The following is a 21,298-nucleotide window of genomic DNA, read 5'->3' on the forward strand; positions in this document are numbered from 1 at the left end:
ATGATCCGTCAGTGCCCCACTTTGGAAAGAACATCGGCCCTCAGGAAACGCTCGACCACCGCCATGAAGATCAGCGAGGGAATGAGCAACAGCAGAGCGGTGATGGATGCAATCTGGTAATTGCCGCCCGAACCGGCGGTGTAGAGCAGGAGCGGAAGCATATTGACGTCAGGCGCGCCGACGAAATAGCTGCCGGTGAACTCATCCAGGCTTTCGAGAAAAACGAAGATCGCGCTTGCCATCAGGCCCGGAGCTGCAAGCGGCAGGGTGACGTCCATAAAGGTGCGCATGGCGCCGGCGCCGATATTGCGGGCGGCCTGTTCGAGCTCCACGTCGATCGACGAAAAGGCGGCGGTGGCTATCCAGACAGCATAAACGAGACCATGCGAGACATGAACGAGGACCACGCCCGGGATCGTGCCGTTCAGACCGATCTCGTAAAAGATGCGGGCGATATTGACGTAGACCGTGAGGTTCGGAAATGCCTGCGGAATCAGGAAAGCGAGCAGGATCAGGCCGCGGAAGGGCAGTTTCAGCCGCGCCAGCGCATAACCTGCGGGCACCGCCAGAGCGAGCGCCACGACAACTGTCAGCAATGCGACGAGGATCGAGTTGCCGAGCGATTCCAGCGCTCCGCCGCGCGGGGCAAAAACCTTGGCCCAGTTGCTGAAGCCATATTCGAGCGGCAGGCTGTAGGGGAAATACCACTTTTCCGCCACCGTCCAGAGCAGCAGGTTGAGCAGCGGACCGAAGATGAAAAAGGCAAGCGTGCCGAAGACGATGCCTCTGGGCACCCACCAGAGCGCGTTGACGAGGGTGTGGTTCGCTCTCAAAGCCGCCATCACGCACGCTCCTTCAGGCTGGCCTTCAGATAGATCCAGGCGACACAAGATGACAGCAGCAGCGACACGAGGCCGAGCGCGTTGGCGACACCATAATCGCCGTAGGAATTGACCCGGAAGGCGATATCCGCGGTAATCATGGTGGGCGACTGGGCGTTGATCATCAGCGGTACCGACAGAACCGACATCATGGTGACGAAGGAAAGAATAAGGCCGACCGTCACCGTCATGGCGACCTGTGGCACAATGATTTCGATGAGGACGCGCAGTTTCGAGGCGCCGAGATTGCGGGCGGCATCGATGGTCTCCCGGTTGAGCGACGCCATGGCGCCGGCAACGAGCAGGGCAACGAAGGGCGTCTGTTTCCAGACGAAAGCAATGACGATGCCGCGCCAGTCGAGATAGCTCGTGGCATCAAGCGGCGACAGCAAACCGAGATTGGTGGCGACATTGTTCATCATGCCGGTCTTGGCGAGGAAGGTGCGCATGACCTGGCCGACGACGATGAAGGGTATGAACATCGGCCAACGATACAGAAACCGCAGGATGGCAACCGCCCTGGGGTTTTCGCCAAGCGTGAGATAACCGCCGATGGCGATCGAAAACAGGCCGATGAGGATGGTCGAAAGCCCGACGATCACAACGGTGAAAACGATATCCTTGGTGTAGAGGTCCAGGGTCTTGACGAAATTGCCGAGGCCGAAGGCACCATCGACCTGGAACGCACCGACCGCCGACATGACGAGCGGCAGAATGAACAGGAAGATGATCACCGCCAGGGCGGGTGCGACAAGGATCAGACCGAGGAGACGTTTTTGCATTTTCGGACTCGATGAAAGTTCTGCGCGTGGTCTGCCGGATGGCCGATCATTGCAGTTGGCGGCTGCCCCTCACCCTAACCCTCTCCCCGCAGGCGGGGAGAGGGGACGTGCCCCGCGCCGGCGCCGATGAAGAGTGAGATGGTACGGCTTGGCCTTCTCCCCGCTTGCGGGGAGAAGGTGCCGGCAGGCGGATGAGGGGCAGACGCGAGTTCAGACGCGGCTGGCTTGCGCTTACTTCACAGACTTTTCATACGCTTCGAGGATCGCGGTGTTGTAGGGAGCGATCGGGAAAGGCTTGCCCTTGGTGGCGAGATCTTCCGGCGAGATGTCGACGAACAGCTTGTTCCAGGTGGCGTCGTCGAGCTCGGCCTTGACCTTGTCGGCGTCGATGCCCGGATACCAGTTGAAGCGCTTGACGATGCCTTCGGCCTGAACCTTGGGGCTGGTGGCGAGCGCAATGAACTTTTCAGCCAGCGCCTTGTGGGCAGCCTTTTCCGGCACGACATAGTGCATCGGCTGACCCGGCATGCCCGGAGCCGGCAGGACGAGCTTCATGGTCGGCGGCAGCTGGCCGCTGGCCTGCCAGGAATAGAACATGTCGACCCAGACCGGACCCATGGCGATTTCGCCGCGGGCGAGAAGATCGAGCGTGCCGGCATTGCCAGGGGTCAAAGTCGCATTGGTGGTGAAGTCGGCGAGGCTCTTGAAGGCAGCATCCCACTTCTTGGTTTCGTCTTCCTTGAACGGACCGTTCATCAGCATGGTGGCATCACCGCCGCCGAAGGCGTAGATCCAGCCCATGACGAAGGAAACGCCGGAAGCACCGCCCTTGATGCCGTTATAACCGAACTGCTTCGGATGGGCCTTGGCCCAGTCGGCGAGTTCCGCATAGGACTTCGGCGGGTTCGGGACGAGTGCCGGGTTGTAGGCGATTGCCGTCTGGCTGTTGAACATCGGCATGACGTAACCGTCGACATTGGTGCCGAGCGCCATCTTGGCGTTGTCGCGGGAAACCAGCTTGCCGGTGTCGATATCGGAGCGGTACTTGTCGAGGTAACCCTTGGTGACCATCGGGCCGACGAATTTTTCGTGGACGACGGCAACATCGACATCCCACTTCTCGGCCTTGGCGGCTGCCTGGGCATCGAAGCGCTCAAGCAGCTTCTGCGAGCCAGAATCACCCGGACCGGTGCCGATGGCGCGAACGGTATCGCCCGGATAGGTCTTTTCGAACAACGGGCCGAGATACTGGTTGATATAATCGACCATGTTCTGGTCGCCGGCGGTGGCTACCGTCAGCTCTTCAGCATGAACCGGCAGGGCCGCGAAGGCGACTGCGAAGGCGGCGTAGGACAGTCTCTTCATGGTGTTTCTCCGTGGAGTAGAGATTGTTGAATGGAAAATTGCAGGTATCGAAACTCAGGCATTGAACAGAAACAGGGCGTCCGCCGGCACATGCACGGCAACGCGATCACCCGGCACAAAGGCGCGATCGGCATCCGCCAGGATTTCGCGATGGTCACCATCGGCGCCCAGCATCACCACATGGCGCCAATGGCCACCGGGATAACTGACGGCTGCGACAGTGCCGTGAAAGACGATGCCGGAAGAACCAGGAGCCGATGCGGCGAGAGCAGATTGCGCATCGGCATGAAGGCGAGCGGCTTCTGGGCGAAAACGGGCCTCGACCGTGCCTGAAACCAGCGGACGGGCGGCAAGCGGAACGGCGGTCGCGGCATTGGCGGGGCCGGCGGCGATAACGAATTCATCGCCCTCGCGCACGCCCTCCAGCGACAGAAGGTTTTCGGCGCCCATGAAGGCGGCAACAAAGGACGAAGCCGGTTTGTTGAAGACTTCTTCCGGCGTGCCCTGCTGGGCGATGCGGCCGGCATCGAGAATGACGATCCGGTCGGCCATGACCATCGCCTCTTCGCGGTCATGGGTGACGTGGATGGCGGTGATGCCGAGCCTTTTCTGCAGCGCGCGCAATTCATGGCGCACGGTAAGCCGGATACGGGCATCGAGATTGGACAGCGGTTCGTCGAGCAGCAGGATCTCGGGATCGATGGCGAGTGCCCGGCCGAGCGCGACGCGCTGGCGCTGGCCGCCGGACAGCGCTGCTGGCTTACGGGCCTCAAGCCCGCCAAGACCGAGCAGCGCCTGCATAGCGGCGACTTTTTCGGCGATCTCGCCACGGGGCAAGCCCTTCAGTTTCAAGCCATAGCCGATATTCTGGGCAACCGTCATATGCGGCCAGAGCGCGTAGGACTGGAAAACCAGCGCCATGCCGCGTTTATCCGGCGGCAGATGGGCAACATCCCGGTCGCGAACACGCACCGCGCCGGATGTCGGACTGTTGAAACCGGCGATCAGGCGCAGCAGAGTGGTCTTGCCGCAGCCGGACGAACCGAGCAGTGCGACGAACTCGCCCTTGGCAATCGACAGGTCGATATCCCTGAGCACTTGCGTTGCGCCATAACGGCTTGCAACGCCCTGCAATTCAAGAAAACCGACTTCAACCATAATGCCCCCCATTTTGCACAGCCGTGCAATTCGTGAGCAGCTTCTTAGAGCGGGAGTTTTACAGCCACATGACAGTGATGACGGCTGAACGAATAAGTTTGCCGCGTGGGAAGAAGGCCTAGCCGAAAGCGGTCGGAATCAACCGAGAAACAGCGCGTCCTTCAGCCCCACACCCTGTTTCGGCTGCAGGTCGAGATCGGCTTCGATGTGATCGATGTGATGAAGCATCAGGTCGGCGGCCCGCTTGGCGTCACCTTTCTCGATCAGGTCGAGAATGGCGAAATGTTCGCTGTGGCCGCAACTCGACACGCCGGAACGACCATAAAGCGCGATGACCAGCGACGAGCGGGCGACAAGTTCGTCCATGAATCGCTGAAGTATCGCGTTGCCGGCAACGGACGCCAGCATCAGATGGAAATCGCCGGATGCCTTGATTTCAGCCCGGCGCGCGGCAGGACCGCGCTCGTTCATGTAACGCTCTTCCTCGATAAGCTGCTCGCGGAAACGGCTGATATCGTCCGACGTGATACGCTCGACCGCGCCGGCGACGATGCCGGGCTCGATCAGGCGGCGGGAGGAAAAAATCTGCCGTGCTTCATCCGGAGACGGGTTGGAGACGAAGGCGCCGCGGTTGCGCTCGGTTTTTACCAGGCCCTCGAAAGTCAGCATCTGAAGCGCCGCCCGCGCCACCGTGCGGCTGACATCGAACAAAGCGCCGACCTCGGCTTCCGACAGTTTTGTGCCGGGAGCGAGCCGCCGATCAATGATGGCGTTGCGCAGGGATTCGCGGATCGCCAGCGCGCGATCTTCAATTGGCTGTTCCAGAGAGGATGGGATCGTTTCAAGCAGGGTCATGGCGTTTCGTCCGGCATGCTTCATCCTAACCTGCGGGACACCTCCCTGCATAGTGGGATGTTTTGCAATCCAGCATCAAGATTGCATACAATTTAAACAAGGATCGAAAACGATCGCTGCAAATTTGCGCAACCTGAAGGATACTCCCGAAGCCTCCTCGGGAATATCCTTTCACTTCAATGGCAAAGCGAACTGGCACGACACCTGCATATCCAAAACGTCGCAGGAGAATGCCTATGAGCAAAGCCGCTGAAATAGACATCGTATCCGTTTCGAAGATCTATGGCGCCACCACGGCCGTCCATGAAATCAGCTTGAAGATCCCGGCGGGAACCTATTGCTGCCTGCTCGGCCCGTCCGGCTGCGGCAAGACTTCGACGCTGCGGATGATCGCCGGCCACGAATCGATTTCGACCGGCGATATCCGGCTCGGCAATGCGGTTGTCACCGACCTGCCGCCGGCCAGGCGCGGCACCGCGATGATGTTCCAGTCCTATGCGCTGTTTCCCCATCTCGACCTGGTCGACAATGTCGCCTTCTCCCTGAAGATGAAGGGGATCGAAAAAGACGAACGTCGCGCCAAGGCGATGGACATGCTGAAGCTGATGCAGCTCGAAGCCTATGCGACACGCCGGCCGGCGCAGCTTTCCGGCGGCCAGCAGCAGCGCGTGGCGCTGGCCCGGGCGCTGATCACCGATCCGGAAGCGCTTTTGCTCGACGAGCCGCTGTCGGCGCTCGACCCGTTCCTGAAGATCCGCATGCGGGCGGAACTGAAGAAGCTGCAGACCTCGCTCGGCATCACTTTCGTACATGTGACCCACAGCCAGGAAGAGGCGATGGCGCTGGCCGATATCATCGTCATCATGAACGATGGTCGCATCGAGCAGGCCGCCCATCCGCGTGTCGTGTTCGAAAAGCCGGCAACGGCCTTCGTCGCCAAGTTCATGGGCGATCACAACGTGATTTCCGGCCGGGTGACAAAAAGCCAGGGTGACGAGCTGATGATCTCGGTGCCGGCCGGCGGCGATTTCCTCGCCATCGGTGCCGAAACCGCCGGCCTCACCGATACCGCAGATATTGCGATCCGCACCGATCACGTCCGTGTCGGACCCGTGACAGAGAAGGGACTGGGCTTTACCGGTTCCGTCTCCAACGTCGAATATCGTGGATCCTCGGTGAAGCTCACCGTCAACGGCGCTGGTGTCGAAGACTTCACCGCCATCCTCAGCGACAGGGACTATTTCGCCAATCCGGTGAAGGTAGGCGATGCGATTCCGCTTTTCTGGGAACGCGAGGACGCCTTGGTCCTCGGCCGACTGCAGCACTGAAACCAAAAACAAACCTCAAGAGGAGAACTGACATGACGGATACCAAGAAGACGGCCAAGGGCATCTCCCGCCGCTCGCTGCTGAAGACGGCATCGGCCGCTGCCGGCCTTGCCGCCGGTTCGGGTGCGATTACCGGCTTTCCGACCATCTGGGCGCAGAACCCGATCACGCTTCGCCAGTTCGGCACCGGCGTGTCCAACATCAACGCGATCGCCGAGAAGTGCAAAGCCGATCTCGGCATCACGCTGGAAATGACGGCAACCGATTCGGACGCCGCCGCCCAGCGCGCCGTGACCCAGCCGAAGTCCTACGACATCGCCGACATCGAATACTGGATCCTGAAGAAGGTTTATGCCGCCGGCGTGATCCAGCCGATGGATACCAAGAAGCTGAAATATTACGACAAGGTCGTTCCGCTGTTCAAGAACGGCAAGCTGAAGGCCGACAGCGTGATCGCCCAGGGCACGGCGCCGCACACGGTGGGTTTCGTCGAAAAGGCCGGAGACAAGACGTTCGCCAAGGAAGAGACCCAGTGGTTCACAATGATGCCGACGATCTACAATGCCGATACGCTCGGCATTCGTCCGGACCTGGTCGGCCGCGAGATCACCACCTGGGCCGATATTCTCGACCCGAAATTCAAGGGTAAGACGGCGATCCTCAACATCCCGTCGATCGGCATCATGGATGCCGCGATGATCATGGAAGCGTCGGGCCAGCTGAAATATGCCGACAAGGGCAACATGACGAAGGCGGAAATCGATAAGACGATCGATTTCCTGATCAAGACCAAGCAGTCCGGCCAGTTCCGCGCCTTCTGGAAGTCTTTCGACGAGTCGGTCAACCTGATGGCATCAGGCGAAGTCGTCATCCAGTCGATGTGGTCGCCGGCCGTTGCCGCCGTCCGCTCCAAGGGCATTGCCTGCAAGTTCCAGCCGCTCAAGGAAGGTTATCGCTCGTGGGGCGGTGGTCTCGGCCTCGCCTCGCATCTCAAGGGCGCCGAGCTCGACGCGGCCTATGAATATATCAACTGGTACACGTCCGGCTGGGTCGGCGCCTACCTGAACCGCCAGGGCTATTATTCCGCCTGCATGGACACCGCCAAGGGCTTCATGTCGGAAGACGAATGGGGTTACTGGATCGAAGGCAAGTCGGCCAAGGGCGACATCCTTTCACCGGAAGGCAAGGTGATGGAAAAGGCCGGCGCCGTTCGCGACGGCGGCTCGTTCGAGGAACGCATGGGCCATGTCGCATGCTGGAACTCGGTGATGGACGAAGACCGCTACATGGTCCGCCGCTGGAACGAGTTCATCGCGGCTTAAAAAAGCCTGTGGCAGCGCCAAAATAGCTGCCCCTCACCCAGAGCGCGGCAAGCTGCGCTCCAGCTCTCCCCGTAAACGGGGAGAGGGGACGTGCCTCTCTCAAAGCCGGCGAGAGACGGAGACGTCGCGGCTCGCCTCCTTCGCCCCGCCTGCGGGGAGAAGGTGCCGGCAGGCGGATGAGGGGCAATCTTGCGCCGACAGGAAACCGGCAAACCCAGGGAGCGATAATGGCGACGATCACATCATCGGAGACGGAAAATGCAGGGCGGGTGCGGCCGAAGAGCTTTCGCCTGCCGCTTGCCGTCATCTCCTATCTGCAGTCGGTGCCGCTGGCGCTTATCCTCGGCTTCTTTCTCCTGTTGCCGATCCTGATGATCGCCGTCGTCAGCTTCTGGGACTATGATTTCGCCCAGATGTATCCCGACTTCCTGACGATGAATTATGCCGAAACGCTCGGCTCCTGGGTCACCTGGAAAACCTATCTCAACACGCTGAAATATGCCGTCATGGTCTGGGCGATCACGCTCGTCATCGGCTTCTGGGTCGCCTATTTCCTTGCCTTCCATATTCGCACAACGTCGATGCAGATGGTGCTGTTTTTGATCTGCACCGTGCCGTTCCTGACGTCCAACATCATCCGGATGATCTCGTGGATCCCGGTTCTCGGCCGCAACGGGCTGATCAATTCGGCGCTGGTCGGATCGGGCGTAGTATCGGAACCGGTGGAATGGCTGCTCTATTCCGATTTCGCGGTCGTGCTCGCCATGGTGCATCTCTATACACTGTTCATGGTGACGCCGATCTTCAACACGCTGATGCGCATCGACAAATCACTGGTCGAGGCGGCGCGCGATGCGGGTGCCACCTCCTGGCAGATCCTCTCCAATGTCATCATTCCGCTTGCCAAACCCGGCATGGCGATCGGCACGATCTTCGTCGTGACGCTGGTCATGGCCGATTTTTCCACCGTGCAGGTGATGTCGGGCGGCCAGAGCGCATCCGTGGCGCTGATGATGAAGAACCAGATGTCGCTCTTGCAATATCCGGCAGCGGCGGCGAACGCCGTCGTGCTGCTGGTGCTCGTCCTGCTGATGGTCGCGGGCATCCTGCGCATCGTCGACATCCGCAAGGAGCTTTAAGATGTACCGCGAAAAACGCTCCCGCGAATTCTACATTCTCGCCATCTTCTTTGCCGTCTTCGTGCTGTTTCTGTATGGCCCGCTGTCGGCGATCCTGATCCTCTCCTTCCAGGGACCGAATGGCGGCCTGACCTTCCCGCTCAACGGCGTGTCGCTGCGCTGGTTCGCCAATCTGTTCGAAACCCAGGCGGTCGGCGATTTCGGCGGGTCGTTCCGGCGCTCAGCCATGCTCGGCATCATGGTGATGGCGGTGACCGTCGTCGTGTCGCTGCTGGCCGGCCTTGCGTTTCGCCGCAAGTTCATCGGCGCGACCGCGCTGTTCTATCTGGCGGTCGCGAGCCTTGTCGTGCCGTCGATCATCGTGTCGCTCGGCATCGGCGTGTTGTTCAACCAGCTCGGGCTGCAGCCCGCCTGGTATTCGTCGGCCTTCGGTGCGCATCTGACCTGGACACTGCCGTTCGGCGTGCTGATCATGTTTGCGGTGTTTAACCGCTTTTCGCCGGCTTATGAAGAGGCGGCGCGAGACCTTGGTGCCTCGTCGTGGCAGACATTCTCCAACGTCGTGCTGCCGATGATCGCGCCGAGCCTGATCGGTGTCGGCCTGTTCGGCTTCACGCTGTCTTATGACGAGTTCGCCCGCACGCTGATGACGGCGGGATCATTCAACACGCTGCCGCTCGAAATCTACGGCATGACCACCAACGTGACGACGCCAGTTCTTTATGCGCTCGGCACCGTCACGACGATCTTCTCCTTCCTGGTGATTGCCGGCACGCTCGGGCTGATCATCCATCTCAACCGCCGTCGCCAGCGTTCGTAAAGTTACAGCCATGCGCATTCTCGTCATCAATCCAAACACGACCGCCAGCATGACCGCGACGATCGCGGACTCGGCACGGCGTGTCGCCGGCCGCGAAACAGAGATCCTTGCCCAGACCTCTTCAATGGGGCCGGTATCGATCGAAGGATATTACGACGAGGTCTTCGCCATTCCGGGCCTTTTGAAAGAGATCGCGGCGGGTGAGAAGGCTGGCGCGGATGCGGTGGTGATCGCCTGTTTCGACGATACCGGGCTCGATGCGGCACGGGCGCTTGCCGATATCCCGGTGATCGGCATCTGCGAGGCAGCGGTTTCCGCCACCGCCTTCATCGCGCAGAAATTCACCATCGTCACAACCATGGAGCGCTCGCGGCTGCCGCTCGAACATCTGGTCTATCGTTACGGCATGTCGTCACGCTGCAAGGTGCGGGCCGCCGACATTCCGGTCCTGTCACTGGAAGACCCCAATTCCAATGCCCGCGACCGGCTGCGGGCCGAGATCACGCTGGCGCTAAAGGAGGATCGGGCGGAAGCGATCGTGCTCGGCTGCGCCGGCATGGCGGATCTGACGGCAGAGCTGAGGGCCGAATTCGGCGTTCCGGTCGTCGATGGCGTGGCGGCGGCGGTGAAACAGGCGGAAATGCTGGTGACGCTTGGCCTTTCGACCGGCAAAAGCGGCGCCTATGCGACACCGATCTCCAAACCCTATCGCGGCATGATGGACGCCTTCGAGCCCGGAAGGCTTGCCGGCCCATGACAGCGGTGGTGATCCGCCCGCTCACGCTTGTCGAGGTCGAAAGACTTCTCTCGTGGGCAATGGCGGAAGGCTGGAATCCGGGTCTGGCCGATGCAAAGGCATTTCTTGCTGCCGATCCCACGGGCTTTATCGGCTGCTTCGTCGACGGGATGATGGCCGCGGGGATTTCGGCCGTCCGCTACGGCAGCGACTTCGGCTTTATCGGCCTTTATATCTGCCATCCGGATTTTCGGGGGCAAGGTTACGGCCGACAGGTCTGGGATGCCGGCATGGCGCATCTGGTCGGCCGCACGATCGGGCTCGACGGCGTGCCCGAGCAGCAGGCCAATTACCGCAGCATGGGATTTTCAGCGGATTACGGCACTTTTCGCTGGAGCGGAAAACTCGACGGCAAGATCGGCCCGGATATCCAGATGCTGGAAGAGGTGAATGTTCCGGCGGTGATCCAATTCGATAGCCTGCATTTTGCCGGTGACCGCCAAGGCTTCATCCAAGAGTGGCTGAAACCGCCGAGGCTGACGAAAACATTCATCCGCAACGGTATCGTCGAAGGATATGCCGTATTGCGCCGATGCAATGAGGGGCTGAAGATAGGGCCGTTATTCGCCGCCGACGCGGCAACCGCTGCGGCGCTGCTGCTCGCCTGCGCGTCGGAGGCGACCGATGAAACCTTCCATATCGACGTGCCGGTGCGGCAGGCCGAGTTTTCGGCCATTCTCGAAAGCTACGGATTTGAAAGGGGGTTCCAGACAAAGCGCATGTATCGCCGAACCCCTCCGGTCTTCGATATTGCCGGCGTGTTCGGGGTGACGACACTCGAGCTGGGCTGACATCCGTCCATTAATATGAGTAATTCACGAAAGATTTTTTACCGACCTGCTTGCTTGCGCCCGACAGGCGCGATAGGTCCGTTTCTACTGCCAAAGCGAAGCCTCGGCACGTAAGCGTTCACGTCAATCAACGCGCAGGATCGATCGGGTATCCATCGGTCTGCGCGGTCATGTCCGGCAGACGGTGGATGCGTTTGAAAAGGACAAGACCATGATGGACAACGTATCCGCTCAACCCTCCACTTCCCCGGCATATCCCGTCATCGACCGCGTACGGCATGAACTCAAGCGGCGCGAGCTGACGGTCGATTCAGTCGATTACCTGACCCCGCAGATGCTGCGTATCATACTCAGTGGCCAGCCGCTTTCGGACTTTACCAGCCTCGGTGCCGACGACCATGTGAAGGTCATCGTTCCCGGCGCTGGCGGCGAGATGGAGATGCGCGACTACACACCACGGTCCTATGACAACGCCGCCGGCCGGCTGGTGCTCGACTTTGCCGTCCACGAGGCGGGGCCTGCGACCAAATGGGCACTGGAAGCAAGACCCGGCATGACGGTGACCATTGCAGGGCCGCGCGGCTCTGCCGTCGTGTCCGGCGTCACCCGGTGGGTTCTGGTCGGCGACGAAACAGCCCTTCCGGCGATCGGCCGCCGTATCGAGGAAGCTCAGCCCGGCGACCTGATCACCTGCATCGCGGCGGTGACGGGCAAGGACGAAGAGCAGCAGTTTGCAAGCACGGCCAAGGTGGACATGCATTGGCTTCACCGCCCCGCTTCTGCAGTCACGGACGCCGCACCGATCATCGAAGCGCTCGAACGGGTCGAGCTGACAGCCGATACATTCGTCTGGGTGGCCGCCGAAGCGTCGGTCGCACGGGCGGTCAAGACCTATCTGACGGCAAGCCGCAACCACCCGCTTCCCTGGCTCAAGGCAGCCGGCTACTGGACCCGCGGCCTCGCTGATTCAAGCATGAAGACCATAGACTGACCGCCACTTGCGCGGTTCTGTTGACTGACCGGCATAAAAAGGGGAGCTGAAGCTCCCCTTTTTCTTTTGACGATGAGACTGCTCAGGCCGTCGGCTGCTTGGTCTTGCGCAGATAGGGCAGCACGGTATCGAAGGAGCCGAAGCGCTGGATGGCATCTTCGTTCGACACGGCAGCGGTGATGATGACGTCATCACCCTGTTTCCAGTTGGCCGGCGTCGCAACCTGATGCTTGGCAGTCAGCTGGATCGAGTCGATCGCACGCAATATTTCGTCGAAGTTGCGGCCGGTCGTCATCGGGTAGGTGAGGACAAGCTTGATCTTCTTGTCCGGGCCGATGACGAAAACCGAACGGACCGTGGCGTTATCGGCCGGCGTGCGGCCTTCCGACGTCTCGCCGACACCGGCCGGCAGCATGTCATAAAGCTTGGCGACCTTGAGATCCTTGTCGCCGATCAGCGGGTAATCCACCTCGAAGCCGGTTGCTGTCTTGATGTCGCCTTTCCACTTCTCGTGGCTCTCGACCGGATCGACGGAAATGCCGATGATCTTGACGCCACGTTTGGTGAATTCACCTGCAAGACCGGCCATCGTACCGAGTTCGGTCGTGCAGACGGGTGTAAAGTTCTTGGGGTGAGAAAACAGGACGGCATAGTTATCGCCGATCCATTCGTGGAAGGATATCGGTCCCTTGGACGTGTCAGCCTGAAAATCGGGAGCGATGTCGTTGATACGTAGGCTCATCTTAATTCTCCGTTGGATGAATGATTGAACCGCAAAACCGGCGCAAAAAGGAGTTCCATATTGCTCCGTTCACTGTCGGCTATGGAAATAAACTCGCTTATATAAGGGGAAACCGGCGAGATAATTCTCCACGGACGGGGTCGAGGTCAAGCGCCGATCACAGATGATTTCTTCTCTGCGTGTCGGCTTCTCAGCCACCGCGTCCCTGATAGGCCTCGCCATCATTTTTTTCGATATCTTCGCATGGGCGTCCGTCGCAGGCCGCATGTCGGGAAAGCAGGTGCTTGAGGGCACCGACCTGCATCGGAGACCAGCCTTTCACATCGGTCACCGCCATCCAGGCATCGACGTAATGTTCCGGCGCGTAAACATGGCCGAAGCCCGGAGGCGTTCCGGCGGCCAGGAGCATGTCGAGCCCCAGTTGCAATGCCGTGACGATCGGATGCCATCGCAAGTCGGGCGAGACGTCCGGCCCGAGCGGTTCCTTCATCCAGTCCGGCGCGCGGTAGAAATCCCTGTCATCGAAAAAGACGATCGCGTCGCTTGCATATTGCAGATAGACGAGCCGCATGGGTCCCCATGGGGTTCCATCGTCGGCAGTGCTTTCAGAAGCGAACCCCTGCTGGTTCATGAACCGCACCAGCCGGCCGTCGCGAAACTGCGGCAATCTCAGGGGCGAGCCTGCATTTCGTTCCCGGCTGAGGGTACGCCACTGAGGTGTGACGAAGGGAGGGCCACTCCATAGCGCGCCATTTATCGGATCACCGATCATCTCGAAGACGCTCGCAGATTTTTCCGAGTTCAGCGCTCCGAGACTGAGCCCATGCAGATAGAGCCTCGGTCTCCTGTCCTTGGGCAGGGTGGTCCAATAGGCATAGACTTCGACGAACAGCGCCCGTGCCGTCTCGGCACCATATTCGGATTGGGCAAGCAGCGAGAGCGGACTGCTGAGATAGGAATATTGCACGGCGACGCTGGCGATATCCCCGTCATGCAGGTATTCGACGGAATTGATCGCCGAAGGATCGACCCAGCCGGTCCCCGTCGGCGTGATGACGACCAGGACCGAACGATCAAAACCTCCCTGACGTTTCAGTTCATCAAGCGCAAGACGCGCCCGTTCCTCCGGTGTCTGGCCGGACTGGAGACCGACATAAACCCGAATCGGCTGCATTGCCGGTCGGTCGGTCAATGCGGCAATCTCCCCGGCATCCGGCCCGGAGGCGACAAAGCGGCGCCCCATGCGCCCGAGTTCGTTCCAGTCGACCAGCGAGGTTTGGCTTCCAGTCCGGCCGTCTTGTGTTGGCTGAGGAGCATCGGGTTCGATCAGTGCGTCATAGGTCCGAAAGGAGGAATCCAGTAGCCGAAAAACCGATCGCGCCAGAACGTCGCTCGCCACAGACCAGACGACAAAGGCAGTCAATGCGATCGACAGCAGCGTCGCAAGCCTTGCAGGCACATATCTGCGCATCCACCGGTCAAGCAGTCTCGCCAGCGCGGCAACCAGACGCGCAACCGCCAGCAAGGTGACGAACAGGAGAAGCGCAATGGTGCAGACCACGAACGGATGCGCCGTGTCGACCGGGGGCATCCCCATCACCGCCCTCACCGAATTCTGCCAGCCGGCCGAATGTGCAAGTGCCGTGACAAGGATGGCGATACAGAAAAACGCCAGACCTATATTGAAAGGCCTCGACCATCTCCGGGCATCGGGCATGCCGAGAAAACCCCACAGCCAGGCCAGCGCCGTGCCGATACCGTAACCGGCGGAAAGGCAAAGGCCGGCGAGCCCACCCTGAGAAAGATGATCGCGCGGGATGAGGCTCGGGGTCAATGCAGCGGCGAAAAGCAGCGAACCAAATACAAGGCCCGTCATGGACGGCGGTGCGATCAACGCTGCAATGCCGCTCCTGGCGGATTGAGGGATCTGGTACGGTTTGGCGATCTCTCCCGCGGTCATAGGCGGCTCCGGTTCTTTTCCGCGCCGCATGTAGCACACGGCTTCTTATTCTGGCGAGCCGACCAGGATGGCCGCAGACTCAGCTGCTTTGGTCAGGACCGTATCAATAGTGCATTGTGCAGAAGTATGGCGGTGAGAACACCGATAATTCACCACCTGCACGCAGCGACTGGCCGGCTTGAGCCTGATTGCAGGAATGGCGGCCTTTCGCTCAAGGCCGTTTGCATCCCTGTCGCCAGCATCGGCCGCGTCAATGGATGACCTCAGCCGAGCCTGACCTTCCCCAGCGTGCTCAATGCGACATAGCGCCTCGGAATGGCGTTTGCCAATGCCGAGCTATCAGGCCTCGGCTACATTCGAATCGTTCAGAACGCAGTTCTATAATGTGGAACATATGAACGATTTCTAACAGGCGAGCGCTCCGCATGTGATGGCCGTGCCGCCTTACGAAGGGGTTTACTTAATGTCTAAGCTGATGAAATTTTCCGGTATCATCCCACCCGTTCCGACCGTCTTCACCGATGACGGCGTGTTTGATACCGCCGGCATGGCACTGGTGATCGACCATCTGGTAGGCGCCGGTGTGGATGGCATATTCTTTCTGGGAACCGGCGGCGAGTTTTCGCAAATGTCCCACGACGAACGTCTGGCGGTTGCCGACTTCGCCGTCCGCTACACGGCAGGCCGCGTTCCGATGCTGATCGGTACCGGCAGCACCAGCACCCGTGAAGCCGTGGCACTCAGCCAGCATGCCCAGTCGATCGGCGCCTGCGGTGTCGTGGCAATCAACCCCTATTACTGGAAGGTCACGGAAGACAACCTGTTCGGTTATTTCTCCGCCATCGCAAAGGCCGTCGATGTGCCGGTGCTTCTCTATAATTTTCCAGCGCTTACCGGCCAGGATCTTTATCCGGCATTCGTCAAGCGGCTGGTCGATGCCCATGCCAATATTGTCGGCCTCAAGGATACGATCGATTCAGTGGCGCATCTGCGCGACATGATCGATACCGTCAAAGGTGCACATCCCGACTTCAGCGTCTTTTGCGGTTACGACGACCACCTGCTCAATACGCTGCTTCTGGGTGGTGATGGTGCCATTTCCGCAAGTGCCAACTTCGCACCGCATATCTCGACGGGGATCTACCACGCCGTCGGGCAGGGCGATCTCGCAACGGCCGCCGCACTGCACGCGACCATCTTGAAGCTGCCGCGGATCTACAAGGTCGATGTACCCTTCGTCGGCGTCGTCAAGGAAGCCATGAAGCTCTGCGGCCTTTCCATTTCCGCCTACTCGCTGCCGCCGGCTGCGCCGCTCGGCGAGGAGAAGAATGCGATTGCCCGTGCGGTGCTGACAGACGCCGGCATCATCTGAACGCAACGGGTCGAGGACAGAAATTCACAGGTGGAGGAAACATCATGCTGAAAGACACCGTTCACAACGACACGCAATACGACATCTATGACCTTAAGACGAAGGCTCCCGGTCCGGCCGGCGCCCTGCCATTGACCGGCGATATGCTGATCAACCGGCCGAGCGGCGACATTTTCGGCATGACGCTGAATGCCGGCATGGGATGGGATCCGGCCAAGCTGCTCGGTCGCGAGGTTCTCATCCTCGCGACCACCGGTGGCCTGCGCGATGCCGATGGCAAGCCGATCGCGCTCGGCATGCATACCGGCCATTACGAGATCGGCGACCAGGTGAGGGCTGCGGCGGAGGAAGTGGCCAAAACCGGCGGCGTTCCCTATGCCGCCTATGTAAGCGACCCCTGCGACGGTCGCTCGCAGGGAACGTCGGGCATGTTCGATTCCCTGCCCTATCGCAACGATTCTGCCATCGTCATGCGTCGGCTGATCCGCTCGCTGCCGACACGCAAGGCGGTGGTCGGCATTGCCACCTGCGACAAGGGTCTGCCGGCGATGATGATGGCACTTGCCTCTATGCATGATCTGGCAACCGTCGTGGTTCCAGGCGGTGCCACCTTGCCACCCACGAGCGGCGACGACGCCGGCAAGGTGCAGACGATCGGCGCGCGTTTCGCCAATCACCAGCTGAGCCTCGAGGAGGCCTCGGAACTCGGCTGCAAGGCCTGCGCCTCGCCTGGCGGAGGCTGTCAGTTCCTCGGTACTGCGGGCACATCGCAGGTCGTCGCCGAAGGCCTGGGCCTTGCCATCCCGCATTCGGCGCTTTCTCCCTCCGGCCAACCGGTATGGCTCGAGATCGCCCGGCAATCGGCCGAGGCAGCCCAGGCGCTTCACCAGCGCGGCCTGACGACCAAGGACATCCTCACCGACAAGGCCATCGAGAATGCGATGATGGTGCATGCCGCCTTTGGCGGGTCGACCAACCTTCTGCTGCATATTCCGGCAATCGCCCATTCCGCGGGATGCCGGATGCCGACGGTGCAGGACTGGACCGAGATCAACCGGCGGGTTCCGCGTCTCGTCAGCGTGCTGCCGAACGGGCCGGTACCGCATCCTACCGTTCGGGCCTTCCTTGCCGGCGGCGTGCCGGAAGTCATGCTGCATCTGCGTGACCTCGGTTTATTGCACGAAGATGCCCTGACGGTGACCGGTGAAACGGTGAAGGCCAATCTCGACCGCTGGGAAAACTCGGAACGACGCCGCCGTTTCAAGGCCATCCTGTTCGAGCAGGACGGTATACGGCCGCAGGAAGTCATCATGAGTCCGGCCGAGGCTGCCGAACGCGGACTGACCTCGACGATCACCTTTCCGGTCGGCAATATCGCCCCGGAAGGTTCGGTGATCAAGTCGACCGCAATCGACCCCAGCGTCGTCGGCGAGGATGGCGTCTATCGCCATACAGCCAGGGTCAAGGTGTTCACCTCTGAACGCGAGGCGATCCGCACGATCAAGGCAGGCGGTATCGAGGCCGGCGACACGATGGTGGTGATCGGCGGCGGCCCTTCGGGAACCGGCATGGAGGAAACCTACCAGCTGACCTCGTCGCTGAAGCACCTCACCTATGGAAAATATGTCTCGCTTCTGACGGACGCGCGTTTCTCCGGTGTATCGACCGGCGCCTGCGTCGGCCATATCGGGCCGGAAGCGCTGGCCGGCGGGCCGATCGGCAAGCTTCGCAACGGGGATATCGTCGAAATGATCGTCGATACCCGCAAGCTGGAAGGCTCGCTCAACTTCCTCGGCACGGAGGATCGTCCACTGACGCCCGAGGAAGGTGCAGATGTCCTTGCTGCCCGCGAGGTACATCCGGACCTGAAGCCGGCACCCGGCCTGCCGGACGACACACGCCTATGGGCAGCACTTCAGGCAGCCAGCGGCGGCACGTGGGGCGGCTGCGTCTACGATGCGGACAAGATCCTTGACACCCTTGCCGCGGGACAAGCCGCGCTAAAGGCGGAAAAGGTCCCTCACTAACGCATCATCCCCGCAAGGCATTCGGTTTTCGGGGGCATGCCAAAGGTCTAACGCGCTGCGGCCCGCCTTGCCCATCGATGGCAGGGGCGCCGTAGGCGGGACCCATGCGGCCGGGGGAGTCGGCCGCACATCAGCACATCCAGGTTCACGTCATTGGCTGCCAGGCAATGGGCGGGCAAGGGGTACGTGTGTCTGGAACAGCCCGCGAAAGCGGTGTTTTGGGAAGGAAACAAACATGCCATTATTGATCATTCTCGCGGGGGTCATCGTCCTCCTCGTGCTCATCACAAAATTGAAGCTCAACACTTTCGTGTCTCTCATCATCGTGTCGTTCGGGGTTGCGGTCGCGCTCGGCATCCCCTTTCCGAAGATCGTCAAATCGATCGAAGGCGGTATCGGCGGAATGCTCGGGCATATTGCCCTGATCTTCGGTATCGGCGCGATGCTTGGCCGACTGATTGCCGATGCCGGCGGCGCCCAGCGCATCGCCATGACGCTGATCGACCGGTTCGGCGCGAAGAACGTCGAATGGGCCGTCGTCATCGCGTCCTTCATCATCGGCGTCGCGCTGTTCTTCGAAGTCGGCCTCGTCCTTCTGGTCCCGATCATCTTCACCATGGCCAGACAGATGAAGATCTCGGCGCTGCGCCTCGGCGTGCCGATGGTGGCCGCATTGCTGGCAACACATGCGTTCCTGCCGCCGCATCCAGGTCCGACCGTGATCGCCGGCGAATATGGCGCCAATATCGGGATGGTCCTGCTCTATGGCATCATCATCGCCATCCCGGCCGTCATCATTGGCGGAACCGTCTATAACAGGATCGCCAGATGGGTCGTGCCGAGCGCCTACGAGCGGATCGGCAACCTCCAATCCATCGGCAGCCAGAAGACATTTGCAGACGACGAGATGCCGGGCTTTGGTATCAGCGTTCTGACCGCCATGCTGCCGGTCATCCTGATGTCCATCGCGACGATCGTGACAATCGTCCAGACCGAAACGGGGGTTGCCGACAATACCGGCTTTGCGCTGATCCGGCTTGTCGGCGATGCCTCCACCGCGATGCTGATCTCGATCCTCGTCGCGCTCTATACGATGGGCCTGAAGCGCAACATTCCGATGCGTGACCTGATGTCCTCCTGCGGATCGGCAGTCTCGCATATCGGCATGATGCTTCTCATCATCGGCGGCGGCGGGGCCTTCAAGCAGGTTCTGATCGATGGTGGCGTCGGCGCCTATATCGCGACGCTGTTTGCCGGCAGTTCCGCGTCGCCGATCGTTCTTGCATGGGGCGTCGCCGCCATCCTGCGGATTTCGCTCGGCTCGGCCACGGTCGCAGCCATCTCGACGGCCGGGCTGGTCATTCCCGTCCTTGCCGGCCACCCGGCCAACCTCGCCTTGGTGACGCTGGCGACAGGTGCCGGCAGCGCCATTGCATCGCATGTCAATGATGCCGGATTCTGGATGTTCAAAGAGTTCTTCGGGCTCAGCATGAAGGAGACCTTCCTGACCTGGACGGTGCTCAGCACGCTGGTTTCCGTGGTTGGCCTTGCTGTAATCCTCCTTATCAGCATGGCCATCGCCTGAAGAACGTCACGGGAGGCGCCTCAGGCGCCTTCCGTCATCTGTCCTTTACCACGCATGGCGCGACATCTCGCGCGCCTGTCTTCGGGGGTAAAGCTGTGATAGGGATCGGGCCATATTGCTTCCAGGCAAACCGCAGCCACCGGATTGCCGCATCCGAGCGGGTAGACATGCCGATCATCCAGTCCGTAGACCGTGCGCTCCAGATCCTCGACCTGTTCGATGACCAGAACAAGGAGATCAAGATCACCGATATCAGCGCCCTGACCGGATTGAACAAGAGCACATTACACGCGCTGCTGAAGACGCTCCAGGCTCGCGGCTACATCGACCAGAACGAGGAAAATGGCCGATATCGGCTGGGAATGAAGCTGGTCGAGCGCGGCAATTTCGTCATCAATTCGATCGATATCCGCAAGCTCTGCCGGCGTTTTCTGGTTGATTTATCGCGGCAGAGTGGTCAGACGGCGCATCTTGGTGTTCTTGACGGAGTGCATGGGATCTATATCGACAAGGTGGAGGGCGATTGTGCGATCATCACGTATTCACGGATCGGTCGGCAATTGCCGCTGCATTGCACGGCGATCGGCAAGGTGCTTGTTGCGTATCAGGATGTCGAGACGAGGAAGCGGATCCTTTCCGGTTACAGTTATGATGCAATGACATCCCGATCGATTGCCGGAGAAGAGGCCTTCCTTGAAGAGATCGAGCGTGTGCGCGGTCAGGGTTATGCGATTGACGACCAGGAACATGTGCGCGGCGTTCGCTGCGCGGCTGTGCCCCTGTTTAACGACAAGGGAGATATCGCAGCGGCGATCAGCGTTTCGACGCTGACCACGATCGTCGACATCGGCGATTTCGAGCGTCACAGGGGCTTGCTTCGGCAGATGGGGCAGCAGATATCGGCACTGCTTGGGCATCGTTGATCCCGGGCCTTTAGGGTTGTCCGGTTGAGTGTGTTGGATTTGATCGGATTTTTTTTGGGGGATTTGTTTTTGGATTTGGTTGCGGGGGCAGGATTTGAACCTGCGGCCTTCAGGTTATGAGCCTGACGAGCTACCGGGCTGCTCCACCCCGCGCCAAGCGCAAGCTTTTGCTTGCGCGCTTCCGCCATCGAGAAGCGATGGCGGACTGTGCCGGAGCAACGAGCGAAGCTCGTTGTCTCCTGTAAGGGGCACACCGGCCGGAACCTGTGTGCTTTCCTTGGCAATTCATTTCTGTTCTGCAAACGACGAAGGGTCGCTTTGGGCGACCCTTTGGTTTTGGCCAGGGGCCGTTTGTTTTCGTGTCGAGAAGATTGTTTTCCACTATCGCGACAAATCCGCTGGATTTGCGCTTATGGCATTGCCTTTAAAAGACCTGGCAGCGACCTACTCTCCCGCGTCTT

The 21,298-nt window shown here is 60.4% G+C and carries 19 protein-coding genes and 1 tRNA gene; 12 read left to right on the top strand and 8 right to left on the bottom strand.

Features of this window, described 5'->3' with window-relative positions; genetic code table 11:
- Positions 1-8: 8 nt before the first annotated feature.
- The 5 genes from AC2GXZ_RS11940 to AC2GXZ_RS11960 form a co-directional block, all read right to left on the bottom strand.
- Positions 9-842: an ABC transporter permease gene (locus tag AC2GXZ_RS11940; RefSeq protein ID WP_483759349.1), complete on the bottom strand. Its 834-nt coding sequence runs from the start codon at positions 840-842 to the stop codon at positions 9-11.
- On the bottom strand, positions 842-1,663 hold the full coding sequence (locus AC2GXZ_RS11945) for an ABC transporter permease (RefSeq protein WP_483759350.1): 822 nt from the start codon (positions 1,661-1,663) through the stop codon (positions 842-844). Before AC2GXZ_RS11945 ends, AC2GXZ_RS11940 begins: the two co-directional genes overlap by 1 nt.
- Before the next feature lie 231 nt (positions 1,664-1,894).
- Positions 1,895-3,028, bottom strand: a complete 1,134-nt coding sequence (locus AC2GXZ_RS11950; RefSeq protein WP_483759351.1) for an ABC transporter substrate-binding protein — start codon at positions 3,026-3,028, stop codon at positions 1,895-1,897.
- 54 nt (positions 3,029-3,082) lie between these two features.
- Complete coding sequence (locus tag AC2GXZ_RS11955; RefSeq protein ID WP_483759352.1) at positions 3,083-4,186, bottom strand: ABC transporter ATP-binding protein; 1,104 nt, start codon at positions 4,184-4,186, stop codon at positions 3,083-3,085.
- A 138-nt stretch (positions 4,187-4,324) separates the two neighbouring features.
- Entirely contained in the window at positions 4,325-5,041 is a 717-nt protein-coding gene (locus AC2GXZ_RS11960) for a GntR family transcriptional regulator (protein ID WP_483759353.1), read from the bottom strand.
- A 236-nt stretch (positions 5,042-5,277) separates the two neighbouring features.
- Here AC2GXZ_RS11960 and AC2GXZ_RS11965 point away from each other — a divergent pair, with 236 nt between their 5' ends.
- The 7 genes from AC2GXZ_RS11965 (at position 5,278) to AC2GXZ_RS11995 (ending at position 12,228) form a co-directional block, all read left to right on the top strand.
- Entirely contained in the window at positions 5,278-6,369 is a 1,092-nt protein-coding gene (locus tag AC2GXZ_RS11965; protein WP_483759354.1) for an ABC transporter ATP-binding protein, read from the top strand.
- A gap of 32 nt (positions 6,370-6,401) precedes the next feature.
- A complete protein-coding gene (locus tag AC2GXZ_RS11970; RefSeq protein WP_483759355.1) occupies positions 6,402-7,691 on the top strand; it encodes an ABC transporter substrate-binding protein in 1,290 nt (429 codons plus the stop codon).
- Between the two features lie 227 nt (positions 7,692-7,918).
- Positions 7,919-8,830: an ABC transporter permease gene (locus AC2GXZ_RS11975; RefSeq protein ID WP_483759356.1), complete on the top strand. Its 912-nt coding sequence runs from the start codon at positions 7,919-7,921 to the stop codon at positions 8,828-8,830.
- Between the two features lies 1 nt (position 8,831).
- Positions 8,832-9,650, top strand: a complete 819-nt coding sequence (locus AC2GXZ_RS11980) for an ABC transporter permease (RefSeq protein ID WP_483759357.1) — start codon at positions 8,832-8,834, stop codon at positions 9,648-9,650.
- A gap of 10 nt (positions 9,651-9,660) precedes the next feature.
- Positions 9,661-10,407: an aspartate/glutamate racemase family protein gene (locus tag AC2GXZ_RS11985; protein WP_483759358.1), complete on the top strand. Its 747-nt coding sequence runs from the start codon at positions 9,661-9,663 to the stop codon at positions 10,405-10,407.
- Positions 10,404-11,237: a GNAT family N-acetyltransferase gene (locus AC2GXZ_RS11990; protein ID WP_483759359.1), complete on the top strand. Its 834-nt coding sequence runs from the start codon at positions 10,404-10,406 to the stop codon at positions 11,235-11,237. Before AC2GXZ_RS11985 ends, AC2GXZ_RS11990 begins: the two co-directional genes overlap by 4 nt.
- Positions 11,238-11,451: 214 nt before the next feature.
- Complete coding sequence (locus AC2GXZ_RS11995) at positions 11,452-12,228, top strand: siderophore-interacting protein (protein WP_483759425.1); 777 nt, start codon at positions 11,452-11,454, stop codon at positions 12,226-12,228.
- An 82-nt stretch (positions 12,229-12,310) separates the two neighbouring features.
- Here AC2GXZ_RS11995 and AC2GXZ_RS12000 read toward each other — a convergent pair whose 3' ends face one another.
- Positions 12,311-12,970 (bottom strand): peroxiredoxin, encoded by a 660-nt coding sequence (locus AC2GXZ_RS12000; protein WP_483759360.1) that lies wholly within the window; start codon positions 12,968-12,970, stop codon positions 12,311-12,313.
- Between the two features lie 190 nt (positions 12,971-13,160).
- The gene (locus AC2GXZ_RS12005; protein WP_483759426.1) at positions 13,161-14,846 is read right to left on the bottom strand and encodes an alpha/beta hydrolase; all 1,686 of its coding nucleotides are present in this window, start codon (positions 14,844-14,846) and stop codon (positions 13,161-13,163) included.
- A gap of 547 nt (positions 14,847-15,393) precedes the next feature.
- Here AC2GXZ_RS12005 and AC2GXZ_RS12010 point away from each other — a divergent pair.
- From AC2GXZ_RS12010 to AC2GXZ_RS12025, 4 genes are all read left to right on the top strand, one after another.
- Entirely contained in the window at positions 15,394-16,302 is a 909-nt protein-coding gene (locus tag AC2GXZ_RS12010; RefSeq protein WP_483759361.1) for a dihydrodipicolinate synthase family protein, read from the top strand.
- Positions 16,303-16,346: 44 nt separating this feature from the next.
- On the top strand, positions 16,347-18,329 hold the full coding sequence (locus tag AC2GXZ_RS12015) for a YjhG/YagF family D-xylonate dehydratase (protein WP_483759362.1): 1,983 nt from the start codon (positions 16,347-16,349) through the stop codon (positions 18,327-18,329).
- A gap of 235 nt (positions 18,330-18,564) precedes the next feature.
- Complete coding sequence (locus tag AC2GXZ_RS12020) at positions 18,565-19,914, top strand: gluconate:H+ symporter (RefSeq protein ID WP_483759363.1); 1,350 nt, start codon at positions 18,565-18,567, stop codon at positions 19,912-19,914.
- A gap of 95 nt (positions 19,915-20,009) precedes the next feature.
- The gene (locus AC2GXZ_RS12025) at positions 20,010-20,837 is read left to right on the top strand and encodes an IclR family transcriptional regulator (protein ID WP_483759364.1); all 828 of its coding nucleotides are present in this window, start codon (positions 20,010-20,012) and stop codon (positions 20,835-20,837) included.
- Positions 20,838-20,913: 76 nt separating this feature from the next.
- Here the strand turns inward: AC2GXZ_RS12025 and AC2GXZ_RS12030 are convergent.
- Positions 20,914-20,990: transfer RNA gene (locus AC2GXZ_RS12030), tRNA-Met, on the bottom strand.
- A gap of 115 nt (positions 20,991-21,105) precedes the next feature.
- On the opposite strand from AC2GXZ_RS12030, the gene AC2GXZ_RS12035 reads away from it, so the two are divergent.
- The coding region (locus AC2GXZ_RS12035; protein ID WP_483759365.1) for a hypothetical protein at positions 21,106-21,298 on the top strand (193 nt) is incomplete at its 3' end.

Source organism: Aliirhizobium sp. YIM B11859 (assembly GCF_057163345.1).

Coding starts and splice junctions, on each gene's coding strand:
- AC2GXZ_RS11940 (WP_483759349.1), bottom strand. CDS start 842: ATGGCGGCTTTGAGAGCGAACCACACCCTCGTCAACGCGCTCTGGTGG.
- AC2GXZ_RS11945 (WP_483759350.1), bottom strand. CDS start 1,663: ATGCAAAAACGTCTCCTCGGTCTGATCCTTGTCGCACCCGCCCTGGCG.
- AC2GXZ_RS11950 (WP_483759351.1), bottom strand. CDS start 3,028: ATGAAGAGACTGTCCTACGCCGCCTTCGCAGTCGCCTTCGCGGCCCTG.
- AC2GXZ_RS11955 (WP_483759352.1), bottom strand. CDS start 4,186: ATGGTTGAAGTCGGTTTTCTTGAATTGCAGGGCGTTGCAAGCCGTTAT.
- AC2GXZ_RS11960 (WP_483759353.1), bottom strand. CDS start 5,041: ATGACCCTGCTTGAAACGATCCCATCCTCTCTGGAACAGCCAATTGAA.
- AC2GXZ_RS11965 (WP_483759354.1), top strand. CDS start 5,278: ATGAGCAAAGCCGCTGAAATAGACATCGTATCCGTTTCGAAGATCTAT.
- AC2GXZ_RS11970 (WP_483759355.1), top strand. CDS start 6,402: ATGACGGATACCAAGAAGACGGCCAAGGGCATCTCCCGCCGCTCGCTG.
- AC2GXZ_RS11975 (WP_483759356.1), top strand. CDS start 7,919: ATGGCGACGATCACATCATCGGAGACGGAAAATGCAGGGCGGGTGCGG.
- AC2GXZ_RS11980 (WP_483759357.1), top strand. CDS start 8,832: ATGTACCGCGAAAAACGCTCCCGCGAATTCTACATTCTCGCCATCTTC.
- AC2GXZ_RS11985 (WP_483759358.1), top strand. CDS start 9,661: ATGCGCATTCTCGTCATCAATCCAAACACGACCGCCAGCATGACCGCG.
- AC2GXZ_RS11990 (WP_483759359.1), top strand. CDS start 10,404: ATGACAGCGGTGGTGATCCGCCCGCTCACGCTTGTCGAGGTCGAAAGA.
- AC2GXZ_RS11995 (WP_483759425.1), top strand. CDS start 11,452: ATGGACAACGTATCCGCTCAACCCTCCACTTCCCCGGCATATCCCGTC.
- AC2GXZ_RS12000 (WP_483759360.1), bottom strand. CDS start 12,970: ATGAGCCTACGTATCAACGACATCGCTCCCGATTTTCAGGCTGACACG.
- AC2GXZ_RS12005 (WP_483759426.1), bottom strand. CDS start 14,846: ATGACGGGCCTTGTATTTGGTTCGCTGCTTTTCGCCGCTGCATTGACC.
- AC2GXZ_RS12010 (WP_483759361.1), top strand. CDS start 15,394: ATGTCTAAGCTGATGAAATTTTCCGGTATCATCCCACCCGTTCCGACC.
- AC2GXZ_RS12015 (WP_483759362.1), top strand. CDS start 16,347: ATGCTGAAAGACACCGTTCACAACGACACGCAATACGACATCTATGAC.
- AC2GXZ_RS12020 (WP_483759363.1), top strand. CDS start 18,565: ATGCCATTATTGATCATTCTCGCGGGGGTCATCGTCCTCCTCGTGCTC.